Raw genomic sequence first — 15,500 nt, forward strand, 5'->3', positions numbered from 1 at the left:
GACGGCGTCCCGGCCGGTGGCAGGGCGGTGAAGGGCCACCGCATCAGGGCCTGTCCCGGCCGGTGTCCGGGCCGTGTCCGGACCGCGTGGCGGAACGGTCGAACCAGTCTCCCCCGGGTATCTCCGTCCCCCGGGCCAGCAGCTCGCGGGCGATCAGCGGGGACGCCAGGTAGACCCAGGCGCGCACCGCGGTGCCGTCGGAGAGCAGGGCCCGGCGGGCGAACCGGTCGTAGACGTTCCCCGGCCGCCCGGGGCCCTCGTACTCCTCCAGCCGGTCCAGTTCGGCCAGCACTTCCCGGTACCTGCCGGGCTCTGCCGTGATCAGCTCCCCGACCACGGCGGTGCCCGGCCGGTGGACCGCGTACGGATAGCCCGGGCCGTCGTAGAGGGCCGCGTCCGGCAGGACGGCCGACTCCTCGGAGGCCGTGCGGCCGCGCAGGAACAGGCCGTGGTTGACCTCGCCGGGGCGCAGGGTCCCGTACACGAAGAACGGGAGCGCCCCGGTGGCCGCCTCCCGTGACCGCTCGACCGATGTCATGGAGCCCCTCCCTCGGATCCGGCGCACCGCTGCGTGTCCGGTCCGGAGGTCCGGGCCACGCTGCGCCCCACCACCGTACGTGCGGATCCCCGGAAGGCCACCGCCCGGTGCCCGTGGACGGGCCGTGCGCCCGACGGCCGTCCGGGGCATCCGGTCACCCGGACGGAGCGGGTGGCCCGGATGGCCGCACGCTCGCCGTGACCTGCGAGGACGAGCGACGGCAGGGCACGGCGGCCCGTACCTGACGGGACATCAGCAGGCGCGTGGCGCGCGAGGCGGGTTTCCTCTGATGCACGACCCCGTGTCTCCAGGGAGAGTCCCATGCGCCGACGTACCGCACACGTGCTGACCGCGACCGCGCTGACCGCCGCCGCGTTCAGCTGCCCGGTCGCCGGCGCGGTCGCCGCCGCGGACCTGGGCATGGTGGGCTTCGCGCCCGGGGACTTCGCGGTGCTGGAGGTCTGGCCGAAGACCGCCGCCCCCGGTGCCACCGTCACCGTGAACACCACCGCCTGCGGTCCGGGCAGCCACGCCGACGGCGATGCCACCACGGTCGGCGGCGGACGGTTCAAGCTGGTCCCGGGCACCCACAAGGAGGTGGTCGTGGGGCAGTTCCAGGTGGCCCGCGGCACCCGGCCCGGCACCTACGACATCGGCGCGACCTGCGCGAACGGCAAGTTCGCGAACGGCGCCCTGGTGGTCACCGAGCGCGGCCCGCAGGGGCACGTCAACTCCGGGGTGGGCGGTGGCACGACCACCACCACCGACCCCGCCAAGATCGCGGCGGGAGCGGCCGTACTGGCCGCGACCGCCGTCGGCGGTACCTGGCTTCTGCGTCGCCGGGCGAGCGGCACGCGGAGCTGACGGACGCCCACCGCGGCTGCGGCCGCGGTCCGACCGGTACCGCCCCCCGTCGCCCGCCCCGCGAGGTCCCCCCGTTCGCGGGGCCGGGCGACGGCCAGTCACCTCGGACGGAAGGCGGAGGGGGTGCGCATGGCCGGCGACTTCCGCCCGACCGCCCGCCACGGGGGACTCGTCGCACTCGCCGCCTTCATCGGCATCTGGCTCGTGACCAGCGGCTCCCGGGAACCGGTGGGGCCACCGCTGCCCTCCCCCGCCGAGGCCCTGACCGCCGCCGGGACCATCGGCCCCGGCATCGCTCCGCTGCCCGGCTCGCCGCCCGGGCGGATCAGGATCCCCTCCATCCGGGTGGACGCCCCGCTGGTCGGGCTCGGGCTGGACCGGGCCGGCCACCTCGAAGTACCCCCGCCCGACCGGCGGGACCTCGCCGGCTGGTACCGCGAGGGCACCACCCCGGGCGCCACCGGCACCGCGGTGATCGCCGGGCACGTGGACGACGACGCCGGGCCGGGGGTCTTCTACCACCTGGGAGCGCTGCGCCGCGGCGCGGTGATCGAGATTCCGCGGGCGGACGGACGGACGGCGGTGTTCACGGTGCACGCGGTCGAGGTCCACGACGCCAAGGCCTTTCCGGACACCCGCGTGTACGGTCCTTCGTCCCGCGCCGAGCTGCGGGTGATCACCTGCGGCGGCGGCTTCTCACCGCGAACGGGCTACCGCGGCAACGTGGTCGTCTTCGCCCATCTCACCGGGACGTACTGACCGGCTCGGGCCGGTCAGCCCCACTGCTCCAGGCCGAGCTTGACCACCAGCGCGCCGACCACGGTCAGCAGCACCCCGCGGACGAAGCCGCTGCCCTTCTTGAGCGCCATGCGCGCCCCGATCATGCCGCCGGCCAAGTTGAACACCGCCATCAGTGCGGCGAGCTGCCACAGCACCATGCCCTGGTAGGCGAACATCGCGAGCGCGCCCGCGTTGGTGCAGCAGTTGACGATCTTCGCGGTGGCGGAGGCGGCGACCAGGTCGAGGTGGAGCAGGGCCGTGAGCGCGAGCACCAGGAAGGTGCCGGTGCCCGGGCCGATGAGGCCGTCGTAGAAGCCGATGCCGAGGCCGGCGAGCGCGATGGCGAGCAGCACCCGGGCACGGCTGACGGGCGCGGTGGAGGGGGCGGTGCCGAAACCGGGCCGGAAGAGCACGAACCCGGCGACGATCACCAGCACCGCCATGATCATCGGGCGTAGCGCGTCCTTGCTGATGCCGCCGGCGAGTGCGGCGCCGCCCATCGATCCGGCGAGCGCCGCCAGGCCGATGCGGACGGCGAGCTTCACGTCCACCGGGGCCTTGCGGACGTACGTCACGGCCGCGCCGGCGGTACCGACGATGGCCACGGCTTTGTTGGTGCCGAGGACGGTGGCGGGGTGAGCGTTGGGCAGGCCCAGCAGGAGCGCGGGCAGAAGCAGCAGGCCACCGCCGCCCACCACTGCGTCGATCCAGCCGGCCGCCGCGGCGGCCACGCACAGCACGATGATCATGGTTGTTGATATGTCAGGCACGAACCGACTCTATGGAGCTGTCAGTGCAACGACCATTCAATTCCCCGAAACTTGCGCAAAGGTTGAGCTTCGCCCGGTCGGGACCCGGTCCGGGGCCACCGGAGCGGCCGGGTCCACGACCGCCGTGAGCACGCTGGCGGCCAGCACACCGGCCACCCCCAGCCCGGCCGCGAGCCGCCCCGCCGGGGGTACCCGGGCCAGGGCGGCCAGCGCGGTCCCCACCGGTGAGGGTCTGCGTGGTTTGCGGTGCCGCGCGGCGGGCGCGGGAGCCGTACCTCCGACGGGCACAGGCAAGGCGATGTGCAGCGGGTGGCGCATGGGGCGGCAACTCCTCGGGGACGCGGGGAACGGCAGGACATGGGGAACGGCGGGACGCGGCGGGCAGCGGGAACGTCAGGACGCGCAGGGCAGCGGGAACGGCAGGACGCGCAGGGCGGCGGGGAACGACACCGGCGCAGGTCGGGGCGGAGCGGGCGGAACGCACCCGCCCGGCTCACAAGCTGAAGCACTCCGAATGGATCCGCCCGAGCGGCACTCCGGCCCGCAGCAGTGCGGCCCGGGTCGCCTCCGTCATCCCCGGCGGCCCGCACAGGTAGACGTCGTGCTCGGCCAGGTCGGGCACCAGTGCGGCCAGTGCCTGCGGGGCCAGCGGGTCGTAGGCCCCGCCCGACGGCCCGAGCAGGTAGTGCAGCCCGGCCTGCCGCTCGGCCGCGATGGCCTCCAGCTCCGCGCGCAGCACCAGGTGCTCCTCGGCGCCGGCCCGGTAGAGCAGGGTGATGTCCCCGGGACCGCCCGGCAGCGTCTCGAACAGCGCCCGCATCGGGGTGATCCCGACCCCGCCCGCGATCAGCACCACCTGGGGCCGGGTCCGCCGGGCCGCGGTCAGCGCGCCGAACGGCCCGGTGGCGAGGACCCGCGTACCGGGGCGCAGCCGTCGGATCCGGCGGGAGTGGCCGCCGAGGCCCTTGACGGTGATCCTCAGCGTGTCCCCGCGCACCGGCGCGGACAGGGAGAACGGCAGCGCGGTCGGCCACAGCCCCCGCTGCAGGAACCGCCAGCGCAGGAACTGGCCCGGCTCCGCACGCAGTTCCGCCAGGCGCTCGCCCCGGACGACGACCGAGACGACCCCCGGCCCCTCGGAGCGGACCTCCGCGACCCGCAGCGCGTGCCGCAGGGCCTGCCGCACGGGGACCACGGCGCGATACCAGATCAGCAGCACGGCGACGAGGCTGTGGGCGAGCGCCCAGAACCAGGCCGCGGCCACGAGATCCGGCCCGGCGAGCTGGTGCCCGAAGCCGAGGGCGGCGGCGAGGTATACGAGCAGGTGCACCCCACGCCAGGTTTCGTACGGCATCCGGCGGCGTACGGCCCGGGCGGAGGTCGCGCCGACCGCGGCCAGCAGGACGCTCCCGGCCGCCGCGGCGGCTATGGCGGGGTAGCCGAGCAGTTCCCGGACGGCACGGACCAAGTCCGCGCCCGTGTGCACGGCGTACCCGAGCAGGGCGAAGAGTCCGTGTCCGAAGCAGAGGAGCAGGACGTGACGGCCCCCCAGGGCGTGCCAGCGAGCGAGCAGGTCGGCACCGACCCCGTGTTCGACCGCGGGCACCCGGGCCATCAGGAACAGCAGCACCAGCACCCCGTATCCGGCGAGCAGACCGGTGAGGTGCGCAGCGGTGGCGAAGAGCGCGTCGGGCCGCGCCGAAGGCCGGACCTGCACCGCCCAGAGCAGGAACACCACCCCCGCCCCACTCAGGATTCCGCCCCTGACCAGCACCGCAGCATCTCGCATGCAGGTCACGCTAAGGGCGCCGGGAGCGGCCGCGAGGGCCTTTAAGACGGCCTTGAGGCAGCCCTCACCGACCCTTAAACCGGGCGCTGAGGTCGGCGTTCCGTCCGGGTAACAGCAGCGATGCGGCGGGGAAACAGCGGCCGCGCACCCTCATGGCATGACCCCGGAAAAACGTGTGGTGGTGATCGGCGGCGGCCTCGCGGGCCTGCGTCTCGCGGACCGGCTGGGCCCGGCCGCGACGGTGACCGTCCTCGGCGAGGAGTCCCGCGTCCCGTACAACAGGGTCCTGCTCGCCGAGGTACTGGCGGGCCGGTACGCCCCGGAGGTGACCGCCCTCCCGGCCCCCGGCCCAGCACTGCGGCGTGGAGTCCGCGCGGTGCGGATCGACCGGGCGGAGCGGGCCGTGCACTGCGACGACGGCACGGTGGCCGCGTACGACACGCTGGTGCTGGCCACCGGTTCGAACGCGGTGCTCCCCCCGCTGCGCGGGCTGTTCGAGCCGGGGGGACGGGAGCTCCCGGACGGGGTGCACGCCTTCCGCACCATGGACGACTGCCTGGCCCTCTCGGCGGCCGTGCGCCCCGGGGTGCGGGCGGTGGTGATCGGCGGGGGCCTGCTGGGCGTCTCGGCCGCCCGGGCGCTCGCCGCACGCGGGGCGGTGGTGGTCCTCGCCCAGCAGGGCGAGCGCCTGATGGAACGCCACCTCGATGTCGAAGCCTCCGCCCTGCTGGCCACGCATCTGACCGAGCTCGGCGTGGAGATCCACACCGAATGCCGGGTCCGCGGCCTGACGACGACCGGGCCTGCCGCAACACGGCGCGGCGCGGACACCCCGCGCCGGGCCACCGGCGTCGAACTCGCCGACGGCTACCGGCTGGAGGCCGACGTCGTCGTGCTCGCCTGCGGCGTACGCCCCCGCACCGGCCTCGCCGAGGCCGCCGGCCTGGACGTGCGGACCGGCATCGTGGTCGACGACCACCTGCGCACCAGCGACCCCCGCATCCACGCCGTCGGCGACTGCGCCGAGCACGCCGGACAGGTGTACGGCCTGGCCGGCGCCGCCCTGGAGCAGGCCGACGCGCTCGCCTCCGTCCTCACCGGGGCCCCCGCGCCGTACACCGGCACCCGCGCCCTGACCCGCCTCACCCTCGGCGGAGCCGACGACCGCGCCCTGGACCTCGCCGCCTTCGGCGAGACCACTCCCCGCCCCGGCGACGACGTGGTCCATCTCGCCGACGGCACCCGGCGGACCTACCGCAAGGTCGTCCTGCGCGGCGACCGCCTCGTCGGCGGGGTACTGCTCGGCGAGCTCTCGACCGTGGGCGCCCTCGCCCGCACCTGGGAGGGCGGGGAACCACCGCACGACCTGTTCCACCTGCTCACCGACGACGGAGGCCACTGACATGACCGAGCCCTCGCCCACGATCGTGCTCATCGGGCACGGCATGGTCGGCCAGCGCTACCTCGAAGCGCTCGCCGAGCGCGGGGTCACCGCCACGCACCGGATCACCGTGCTCTGCGAGGAGCCGCGGCCCGCCTACGACCGCGTGCACCTGACCTCGTACTTCTCCGGCAGCGCCCCCGAGGACCTGTCCATGACGCCTGCCGGGTTCATGGAGCAGCACGGCATCGCCCTCCACCTCGACGACCCGGCCGAGTGCATCGACCGTGCCGCGCGCACCGTCACCTCCCGCTCGGGGCGCGTCTTCCCGTACGACGTGCTGGTCCTCGCGACCGGCAGCTACCCCTTCGTGCCGCCCGTGCCGGGGAAGGACGCCCCCGGCTGCTTCGTCTACCGCACGATCGAGGACCTCCTGGCCATCGAGGAGTACGCGAAGGGCAGGGCCAGCGGTGCGGTCGTGGGCGGCGGCCTCCTCGGGCTGGAGGCCGCCGGCGCCCTCCAGGGACTCGGCCTGGCCACCCGCATCGTCGAGTTCGCCCCGCGCCTGATGCCCGTCCAGGTCGACGAGGGTGGGGGCGCCGCCCTGCTGCGCACCATCGAGTCCATGGGCCTCACCGTCCACACCGGTGTCGGCACCCAGGAAGTGGTGACCGGCGAGGACGGCCGCGTCAGCGGAATGCGGCTCTCCGACGGCTCCACCGTCGACACCGACCTCGTCGTCTTCTCCGCCGGCGTCCGCCCCCGCGACCAGCTCGCCCGCGAGGCCGGGCTGGACGTCGGCGAACGCGGCGGTATCGCGGTCGACGCCCGCTGCCTGACCTCCGACCCTCGCGTCTACGCCATCGGCGAGTGCGCCCTCGCCGTCGACGGCCGCGTCTACGGCCTGGTCGCCCCCGGCTACGAGATGGCCGAGACCGCCGCCGACGACCTGCTGGGCCGGGGGAAGGAGTTCACCGGGGCCGACCTCTCCACCAAGCTGAAGCTGCTCGGCGTGGACGTCGCCTCCTTCGGGGACGCCCACGGCAGCGCCCCCGGCAGCCTGGACGTCGTCTGGTCCGACTCCCGCTCCGGCGTCTACAAGAAGCTGGTGGTCTCCCCCGACGGGGTCCTCCTCGGCGGTGTCCTGGTCGGCGACGCCGACGCGTACGGCCTGCTGCGCCCGCTCACCGGCAGCGTCCCGCCCGTCGCCCCCGAGCAGCTGGTCCTGCCGGCGGGCGTCGGCGCGCCCGCCGCACTCGGCCCGTCGGCCCTGCCCGACCACGCAGTGATCTGCTCCTGCCACAACGTCACGAAGAAGGCCGTCACCGCCTGCTCCACCCTGTCCGAGGTCAAGAAGTGCACCAGGGCGGGCACCGGCTGCGGTTCCTGCGTCAAGGTGATCGGGCAGCTGCTCCCGGCCGCTGCCGACCCGGGACTGTGCGGCTGCTTCCCGTACACCCGGGCCGAGCTCTACGAGATCGTCCGCACCCGCAGGCTCACCTCCTACGAACAGATCCTCGACGGCCACGGGCGCCCCGGGGCCCGGGGCGGCGACGGCTGCGAGGTCTGCAAGCCGGCGGTCGGCTCGATCATCGCCTCGCTCGCGCCCACGCTCGGCGCCAGCGGCTACGTCCTGGACCGGGAGCAGGCCGCCCTCCAGGACACCAACGACCACTTCCTGGCGAACATGCAGCGCAACGGCTCGTACTCGGTCGTGCCGCGGATCCCCGGCGGTGAGATCACCCCCGACAAGCTGATCGTGATCGGCGAGGTGGCTCGCGACTTCGGCCTCTACACGAAGATCACCGGTGGGCAGCGGATCGACCTGTTCGGTGCGCGCGTGGACCAGCTCCCGCGGATCTGGGCGCGGCTCGTCGACGCCGGTTTCGAGTCCGGGCACGCCTACGGGAAGGCCCTGCGGACGGTGAAGTCCTGCGTGGGGCGGACCTGGTGCCGTTACGGCGTCCAGGACAGCGTCCGGATGGCCATCGACCTGGAGCTGCGCTACCGGGGACTGCGCGCCCCGCACAAGCTCAAGTCGGCGGTGTCCGGCTGCGCCCGCGAGTGCGCGGAGGCGCAGAGCAAGGACTTCGGGGTGATCGCGACGGCGAGCGGCTGGAACCTCTATGTGGGCGGCAACGGCGGCGCCACCCCGCGCCACGCCGACCTCCTCGCCCAGGACCTGTCGGACGCGGAACTGATCCGGCTGATCGACCGGTTCCTGATGTTCTACATCCGTACCGCCGACCGGCTGGAGCGCACCTCGACCTGGCTGGAGCGGCTGGAGGGCGGCCTCGACCACCTGCGGGATGTGGTCGTGCACGACTCGCTGGGGCTGTGCGCGGAGCTGGAGTCGCTGATGGCCGACCACGTGGCGCACTACCGGGACGAATGGGCCGAGACGCTCCAGGACCCGGAGCGGCTGCGCAGGTTCGTCTCCTTCGTGAACGCGCCCGGCGCCCCCGACCCGACCGTGAAGTTCGTCCCCGAGCGCGGCCAGGTCAAGCCCGACCTGGCTGTCCTGACCATAGGAGGTGCCGTCCGATGACCGTGGAACTGCAAGTGGCGCAGGGCTGGCTGACGGTGTGCGAGCTGTCGGCGCTCATCCCCGGGGCGCGGGGTGGCCGCGCTGCTGCCCGACGGAAGCCAGGCCGCGGTGTTCGTCGACCGCGCGGGGCGTGCGTACGCCATCGGCAACCAGGACCCCTTCACCGGCGCGCAGGTGCTCTCCCGCGGCCTGGTGGGGGCGGCGGCGGGCCGACCCTTCGTGGCCTCCCCGCTGCTCAAGCAGCGCTTCGACCTGGAGACGGGGCGCTGCCTGGACGACGGGGAGGTGGCGGTCCGCACCTACCCGGTGCGGACCGCGGCGACCTCCTGAGGGTGGGAGCGTTCGGCCGGTCAGTCCTGCTTCCGGACCACGGCCGGGTCCATCCACATGATCTGCCAGGTGTGGCCGTCGAGGTCGTCGAAGGTGCGGCCCGTACATGACGCCGTGGTCCTCGGCCGGACGGGGTTCGATGGCGCCGGCCGCCAGGGCCCCGTCCACCAGCTCGTCGACGGCGGTGCGGCTCGCGGCGCTCAGGCAGAGCAGGACCTCGGAGGTCTTCGCGGCGTCCGCGATCTCCTTGTGGGTGAAGTCCTTGTAGCGGGCCTCGGTGAGGAGCATCGCGACGATGGTGTCGCTGATGACCATCGAGGCGCAGTTCTCGTCGGTGAACTGGGCGTTGAAGGAGTAGCCCAGCGTGCCCCAGAAGGCCTTGCTGGCGTCCAGGTCCTTGACGGGCAGGTTGACGAAGATCATGGTCGCGGACATCGGGGTCCCTCTCTCGTGCTGCTCGCGTGCTGCTCGGTCGATGCTTTCGAGAGGTGGACCGCGGGGCCGCGGGAAACTCATCGGCGCGCGGGATCTTTTTTCCCGGTGCACGGAGCGATGTGGACGGGGCCCGCTCCCCGGGTCCGGCGATCCGTAGCGGGCGGGGCACACGGTCCCGCCGTGGATCATTTCGCGCCACCGCGCGCGGGCACCTCCTAAACCCCGGCGCGCCGAACAGGCCGGAACTGGTCGGTGAGGAGCACCGGTCGGACCGCAGCCCGGGGCACGGGGCGCGGCGGGCTTCGCGGACGCGGCGCAGTGCGAACACCGTCCGTCGCCCGGATCCGGGGCACGGCATTCCGGCCGCGCGGACCCCGCGGAGGTCCGGAAGGCCTTCGGGAAAGGAAGCCCCGGGCGCCCGGGAAATCCTCGCGGAAGGATTGAACGCCGAGCGGTCGCCCGGGCGTAATGAGGATTTGGCGCCACGTCAACTGGCGTCTCCTAGGTTCCTCGACGCGTGCGACCCGCGTCCGACCGGCCGCGGGGCCTTCCTCCCACAGGAGTGACCGTGGAACGTCGTACCTTCCTGCGCGGCGCAGTGATCGGTTCGTCGGCCGCCGCCTTCGGCGGCACGTTGATGCGGGGAGCGGCCTACGCGGCGCCCGCGCAGCCCGGTGCCGGCCCCTACGGGGCGCTGGGCGCCGCCGACGCCAACGGCATCATGCTCCCGAGCGGTTTCACCAGCCGGGTGATCGCCCGCTCCAGCCAGACCGTCGCCGGTACCTCGTACACCTGGCACAGCGCCCCCGACGGCGGTGCCTGCTACGCCGACGGCGCGGGCTGGATCTACGTGTCGAACTCGGAGATCAACCCTTCCGGCGGCGCGAGCGCGGTGAGGTTCAACTCCTCCGGCACCATCACCGGCGCCTACCGGATCCTGTCGAACACCCGGCAGAACTGCGCGGGCGGCAAGACCCCGTGGAACACCTGGCTGTCCTGCGAGGAGGTCGACCGCGGCTTCGTCTACGAGACCGACCCGTACGGCGTGAACGCCGCCGTCCAGCGGCCGGCGATGGGCCGCTTCAGGCACGAGGCAGCCGCCGCGGACCCGGTCCGGCAGGTGATCTACCTGACGGAGGACGAGACGAGCGGCTGCTTCTACCGCTTCATCCCCACCACCTGGGGCAACCTCTCCTCCGGCACCCTCCAGGTCCTCAAGGCCGGAACGGCCACCTCCGGCTCCTTCACCTGGCAGAACGTCCCCGACCCGGACGGCTCCCCGAAGGCGACCCGCAGCCAGGTCTCCGGCTCCAAGAAGTTCAACGGCGGCGAGGGCTGCCACTACGCCAACGACACGGTCTGGTTCACCACCAAGGGCGACAACAGGGTCTGGCAGATCAACCTCACGAACAACACCTACGAGCTCGCCTACGACGACTCGCTCGTGCCCGGCGGCGCGGCCCCGCTGACCGGCGTGGACAACGTCACCGGCTCCTCGTACGGCGACCTCTACGTCGCGGAGGACGGCGGCAACATGGAGATCTGCGTGATCACCCCGGACGACGTGGTGGCGCCCTTCCTGCGGGTCACCGGGCAGTCCTCCTCGGAGATCACCGGCCCGGCCTTCTCCCCCGCCGGGAACCGGCTCTACTTCTCCAGCCAGCGCGGTACGAGCGGCAGCTCCTCCGGCGGCATCACCTACGAGGTGACGGGGCCGTTCCGGGTGTAGGGCGCGTTGCGGGGTACCGGGGCGGAACCCCGGGAACCGGTGCCGCGCCCGCACCACCGGCCGCACCCCGGCGGGTTCGACCCGCCGGGGTGCGGCCGCGTTCACGACGCCACGGCGCCGCCCTTGAGGAGTGCGGCTCCCAGCGGGGTCACGGTGTGCAGGACCGCATTGCCGCGACGCAGGGTGGTCACCAGGCCCGCCTCGCGCATCACGCAGGCGTGCTGGCTCGCGGAGGCCAGTGAGACCCCTGCCCGGCGGGCCAGCTCGCTGGTGGTCGCACCGTCCCCTATGGCCCTCAGCACGACCGAGCGGGTGTGCCCGACCAGCTTGCCCAGGGTGCGCTGGCGCTGCTCCTCCACGGGGCGTGCCACCTCGCCGCTGCCCGGCGCGGAGGCCAGCTGCGCGGCCGCCGGGTAGACGAGCACCGGCGGCAGTTCGGGGTCGTGCAGGGTGACCGCGGTGCGCCGGCAGAAGAAGGAGGGCTGGAGGAGCAGCCCGCGCCCGCGCAGCCGTACGTCGCGGTCCACCGGGTAGTCGCACTCCAGCACCGGGGCCTGCCAGCGCAGCATGGGCGGCAGCGAGGCCAGCAGCTCGTCGGCGCCGCCGTCGAGCAACGCGCGGCCGCGTGCCGCCCGTTCGGCTTCTATCTGGGCCTGTATGTGGGTCCAGTACGGCTCCACGGCCGCCCGATGGTAGGCGCGCAGCTCGCCCATCAGCCTCGGGAGCTGCTGGGTGCCGCCCTCCATGAAGTCCCGCAGCCGTGGTGTCACGGGCGCTCCGGCTCCCAGCAGCTGGAGCTCGCGGCGCATCCGCTCGGGGCGGATCCCGCGCAACGCGTCGAGGCCCACGTCCCACCCGTACTGCCCCTCCACAGGGGTCAGGAAATCGGGGAAATAACCGCGACTCGGTATGAGCATACCGAGCGTGCGTGTTTCACTATTCAACCTGCTCCGGGTTTCCGTACGCCATTCACCGAACAACCGGGCATCGCGCCGGTCTCTTAAGCGGTGAAAGCTGAGAATCGTTTCCCACAACGCATCGGGACGCCCTGCCATCCGTACGCGTGCCAGGTCCACTCCAGTGAAATGGATACGCAGCACCGAACCCCCACCTGTGCAACCGCAATCCCCCCGCCCCATGAGTATGCACGCAGTCACACGTGGTCACCACGCCCTTTCGGCCACAGTTGAAACCCCTTTCGGCAGGGGCGTGACAACCGAAATGCTGTACTCCGCCGGGCACACTCCGGTGCGACCGAAACGCTCCGCGAAGGCCGTGGGGGGCTTTGCGGGGCCTGGCGGTCGGTCGCACCGGGAAGCGCCGACGTGCCCGGCAGAATGACAGCGGCGGTGGACGGGTGGGGATCCGTCCACCGCCTGCTGGCGTAAAGGTTTGTTGAACAACAAAACTGAGGCGCGCCCGCCCCCGGGCAGTCAGGGAACCCGGGGACAGGCGCGGTTCATGGGGCCCCGGCGCGGGGCCGGAGGGTCAGCGGCTGTCGCTGCCCTTCGCCTCGGCGGCGGCACGGCCGGCCTCCAGGCGCGCCACCGGAATCCGGAAGGGCGAGCAGGAGACGTAGTCGAGGCCGACCTCGTGGAAGAAGTGGACGGACTCGGGGTCACCGCCGTGCTCGCCGCAGACGCCGAGCTTGAGGTCGGGGCGGGTGGCCCGGCCCTGCTTGACCGCGTGACGCACGAGGGAGCCGACGCCGTCCTTGTCGATGGTCTCGAAGGGCGAGACCCCGAAGATGCCCTTCTCCAGGTACGCGGTGAAGAAGCTGGCCTCGACGTCGTCGCGGGAGAAGCCCCACACCGTCTGGGTCAGGTCGTTCGTGCCGAAGGAGAAGAACTGCGCCGCCTCGGCGATCTGGGCAGCCGTCAGGGCGGCGCGGGGCAGCTCGATCATGGTGCCGATGGAGAGCTTGAGGGTGGTGCCGGTGGCGGCCTCGACCTCGGCGATGACCGCGTCGGCCTCCTCGCGGACGATCTCCAGCTCCTGGACGGTGCCCACGAGCGGGATCATGATCTCGACGCGGGGGTCGCCCTTGGCGTTCTTGCGCTCGGCCGCGGCCTCGGCGATGGCCCGGACCTGCATGGCGAACAGGCCGGGGATGACCAGGCCCAGGCGGACGCCGCGCAGGCCCAGCATCGGGTTCTGCTCGTGCAGCTTGTGGACGGCCTGGAGCAGGCGCAGGTCGTTCTCGTTGGCGTCCTTGCGGGACTCGGCGAGGGCGACGCGCACCGACAGCTCGGTGATGTCGGGCAGGAACTCGTGCAGCGGCGGGTCGAGCAGGCGGACGGTGACGGGCAGGCCGTCCATCGCCTCGAAGAGCTCGATGAAGTCCTTCTTCTGGAGCGGCAGGAGGGCACTGAGTGCCTCGTCGCGCTCGCCGTCGGTGTCGGCGAGGATCAGGCGCTCGACCATCTCGCGGCGTTCACCGAGGAACATGTGCTCGGTGCGGCACAGGCCGATGCCCTGGGCACCGAAGCGGCGGGCGCGCAGCGCGTCCTCGGCGTTGTCGGCGTTGGCGCGGACCCGCAGGCGGCGGACTCGGTCCGCGTACGCCATGATCCGGTGCACGGCGGCGACGAGCTCGTCGGCGTCGTCGGCGCCGGCGTGCATGCGGCCCTCGAAGTACTCGACGACCGGGGACGGCACGACGGGTACCTCACCGAGGTAGACCTTGCCGGTGGAGCCGTCGATGGAGACGACGTCGCCCTCTTCGATGACCGTCTCGCCGACCGTCATGCGGCGGCGCTTGGTGTCGACGTCGAGCTCCTCGGCGCCGCAGACGCACGTCTTGCCCATGCCGCGGGCGACGACGGCCGCGTGGGAGGTCTTGCCACCGCGCGAGGTGAGGATGCCCTCGGAGGCGATCATGCCGTCGAGGTCGTCGGGGTTGGTCTCGCGGCGGATCAGGATGACCTTCTCGCCGGAGCGGGACCACTTGACGGCCGTGTAGGAGTCGAAGACGGCCTTGCCGACCGCCGCGCCCGGGGAGGCGGCGATGCCGCGGCCGAGCAGGGTGGTCCCCTTCTTGCCGCCGGCCCCCTCGTCGAAGCGCGGGAACATCAGCTGGGCCAGCTGGTGTCCGCTGACGCGCTGGAGGGCCTCGGCCTCGTCGATCAGGCCCTGGTCCACGAGCTGGGTGGCGATGCGGAAGGCGGCCCCGGCGGTGCGCTTGCCGACACGGGTCTGGAGCATCCACAGCTGGCCGCGCTCGATGGTGAACTCGATGTCGCAGAGGTCCTTGTAGTGCGTCTCCAGCGTCGTCATGATCGTCATGAGCTGGTCGTACGAGGCCTTGTCGATGGCCTCCAGGTCCGCGAGCGGCACGGTGTTGCGGATGCCCGCGACGACGTCCTCGCCCTGGGCGTTCTGCAGGTAGTCGCCGTAGACGCCCGCGTGGCCGCTGGCGGGGTCGCGGGTGAAGGCGACGCCGGTGCCGGAGTCCGGGCCCAGGTTGCCGAAGACCATGGAGCAGACGTTGACCGCGGTGCCCAGGTCGCTCGGGATGCGCTCCTGGCGACGGTAGAGCTTGGCGCGGTCGGTGTTCCACGAATTGAAGACGGCCTCGACGGCGAGGTCCATCTGCTCGCGGGCGTCCTGCGGGAACTCGCGGCCGGCCTCCTTCGCCACGATCTTCTTGAAGGCCTTGACGAGCTTCTTGAGGTCGGCGGCGTCGAGGTCGGTGTCGACGGTGACCTTCTTGGCGGCCTTGGCCTCGTCGAGGGCGTCCTCGAAGAGCTCGCCCTCGACGCCGAGGACGGTCTTGCCGAACATCTGGATCAGGCGGCGGTAGGAGTCCCACGCGAAGCGCTCGTCACCGGCCTGGGCGGCGAGGCCGGCGACCGACTCGTCGGAGAGGCCGATGTTCAGGACGGTGTCCATCATGCCGGGCATGGAGAACTTGGCGCCGGAGCGTACCGAGACCAGCAGCGGGTCGTCCGACTGCCCGAGCTTCTTGCCCATCTTCGACTCGAGGGCGGCAAGGTGGGCGCTGACCTCGTCGCGCAGCGCGGCCGGGGCCGAGCCGCTCTCGAGGTAGACCTTGCAGGCCTCGGTGGTGATGGTGAAGCCGGGAGGGACCGGCAGCCCCAGGTTGGTCATCTCGGCGAGGTTGGCTCCCTTGCCGCCGAGAAGGTCCTTGAGGTCCCGGTTGCCCTCGGTGAAGTCGTAGACGAACTTCTGATCTTTGTTTTCCGACACGGGTCTCGACTCCTCGAGGCTCGGTGGCTGCCCTGACGGCCAGGAACATACCCAGATCGAAGGCTTCTGGGTACGTCCACTTGGCCGTCATACGGCTGTAACCACCCGTGCGCCAGCAGATCGAAAG

Annotated in this window: 10 protein-coding genes and 2 pseudogenes; 6 read left to right on the forward strand and 6 right to left on the reverse strand. The window is 72.6% G+C overall.

Annotated elements, in window-relative coordinates:
- Window positions 1-43 precede the first annotated feature (43 nt).
- Window positions 44-538 carry a gamma-glutamylcyclotransferase family protein gene (locus tag R4Z63_RS10155; protein WP_052030879.1) on the reverse strand — a complete coding sequence of 165 codons (495 nt, stop codon included), beginning with the start codon at window positions 536-538 and terminating at the stop codon, window positions 44-46.
- A 321-nt stretch (window positions 539-859) separates the two neighbouring features.
- Between R4Z63_RS10155 and R4Z63_RS10160 the strand changes: the two genes are divergently transcribed.
- Together R4Z63_RS10160 and R4Z63_RS10165 are read left to right on the forward strand one after the other, a co-directional pair.
- Window positions 860-1,402 (forward strand): GVDTG sorting domain-containing protein, encoded by a 543-nt coding sequence (locus tag R4Z63_RS10160; RefSeq protein WP_384448784.1) that lies wholly within the window; start codon window positions 860-862, stop codon window positions 1,400-1,402.
- Window positions 1,403-1,531: 129 nt separating this feature from the next.
- Window positions 1,532-2,161 (forward strand): class F sortase, encoded by a 630-nt coding sequence (locus tag R4Z63_RS10165; RefSeq protein WP_384448786.1) that lies wholly within the window; start codon window positions 1,532-1,534, stop codon window positions 2,159-2,161.
- Between the two features lie 14 nt (window positions 2,162-2,175).
- Here the strand turns inward: R4Z63_RS10165 and R4Z63_RS10170 are convergent, their stop codons facing one another.
- The gene (locus R4Z63_RS10170) at window positions 2,176-2,952 is read right to left on the reverse strand and encodes a sulfite exporter TauE/SafE family protein (protein ID WP_037923904.1); all 777 of its coding nucleotides are present in this window, start codon (window positions 2,950-2,952) and stop codon (window positions 2,176-2,178) included.
- Between the two features lie 493 nt (window positions 2,953-3,445).
- Window positions 3,446-4,741 carry a ferredoxin reductase family protein gene (locus tag R4Z63_RS10175; protein ID WP_384448789.1) on the reverse strand — a complete coding sequence of 432 codons (1,296 nt, stop codon included), beginning with the start codon at window positions 4,739-4,741 and terminating at the stop codon, window positions 3,446-3,448.
- 157 nt (window positions 4,742-4,898) lie between these two features.
- On the opposite strand from R4Z63_RS10175, the gene R4Z63_RS10180 reads away from it, so the two are divergent.
- From R4Z63_RS10180 to nirD, 3 genes and pseudogenes are all read left to right on the forward strand, one after another.
- On the forward strand, window positions 4,899-6,143 hold the full coding sequence (locus R4Z63_RS10180) for an NAD(P)/FAD-dependent oxidoreductase (RefSeq protein ID WP_384448792.1): 1,245 nt from the start codon (window positions 4,899-4,901) through the stop codon (window positions 6,141-6,143).
- Window position 6,144: 1 nt separating this feature from the next.
- Window positions 6,145-8,670: a nitrite reductase large subunit NirB gene (gene nirB, locus R4Z63_RS10185; RefSeq protein ID WP_384448795.1), complete on the forward strand. Its 2,526-nt coding sequence runs from the start codon at window positions 6,145-6,147 to the stop codon at window positions 8,668-8,670.
- Window positions 8,667-9,000: pseudogene (nirD, locus tag R4Z63_RS10190) on the forward strand (nitrite reductase small subunit NirD). The gene nirB and the pseudogene nirD overlap by 4 nt, the downstream one beginning before the upstream one ends.
- Window positions 9,001-9,020: 20 nt before the next feature.
- Here the strand turns inward: nirD and R4Z63_RS10195 are convergent.
- Window positions 9,021-9,435: pseudogene (locus tag R4Z63_RS10195) on the reverse strand (VOC family protein).
- A gap of 568 nt (window positions 9,436-10,003) precedes the next feature.
- Between R4Z63_RS10195 and R4Z63_RS10200 the strand changes: the two are divergent.
- Window positions 10,004-11,164, forward strand: coding sequence for an alkaline phosphatase PhoX (locus R4Z63_RS10200; protein ID WP_384448801.1), 1,161 nt, complete (start codon window positions 10,004-10,006; stop codon window positions 11,162-11,164).
- A 101-nt stretch (window positions 11,165-11,265) separates the two neighbouring features.
- On the opposite strand, the gene R4Z63_RS10205 is transcribed toward R4Z63_RS10200, so the two are convergent.
- Window positions 11,266-12,264, reverse strand: coding sequence for an ArsR/SmtB family transcription factor (locus tag R4Z63_RS10205; protein WP_384456404.1), 999 nt, complete (start codon window positions 12,262-12,264; stop codon window positions 11,266-11,268).
- A 388-nt stretch (window positions 12,265-12,652) separates the two neighbouring features.
- Window positions 12,653-15,373 carry a pyruvate, phosphate dikinase gene (gene ppdK, locus R4Z63_RS10210; RefSeq protein ID WP_037923884.1) on the reverse strand — a complete coding sequence of 907 codons (2,721 nt, stop codon included), beginning with the start codon at window positions 15,371-15,373 and terminating at the stop codon, window positions 12,653-12,655.
- Window positions 15,374-15,500: the final 127 nt, after the last annotated feature.

The organism is Streptomyces sp. PL-29, from assembly GCF_058344425.1.

Coding starts and splice junctions, on each gene's coding strand:
- R4Z63_RS10155 (WP_052030879.1), bottom strand. CDS start 538: ATGACATCGGTCGAGCGGTCACGGGAGGCGGCCACCGGGGCGCTCCCG.
- R4Z63_RS10165 (WP_384448786.1), top strand. CDS start 1,532: ATGGCCGGCGACTTCCGCCCGACCGCCCGCCACGGGGGACTCGTCGCA.
- R4Z63_RS10160 (WP_384448784.1), top strand. CDS start 860: ATGCGCCGACGTACCGCACACGTGCTGACCGCGACCGCGCTGACCGCC.
- R4Z63_RS10180 (WP_384448792.1), top strand. CDS start 4,899: ATGACCCCGGAAAAACGTGTGGTGGTGATCGGCGGCGGCCTCGCGGGC.
- R4Z63_RS10175 (WP_384448789.1), bottom strand. CDS start 4,741: ATGCGAGATGCTGCGGTGCTGGTCAGGGGCGGAATCCTGAGTGGGGCG.
- nirB (WP_384448795.1), top strand. CDS start 6,145: ATGACCGAGCCCTCGCCCACGATCGTGCTCATCGGGCACGGCATGGTC.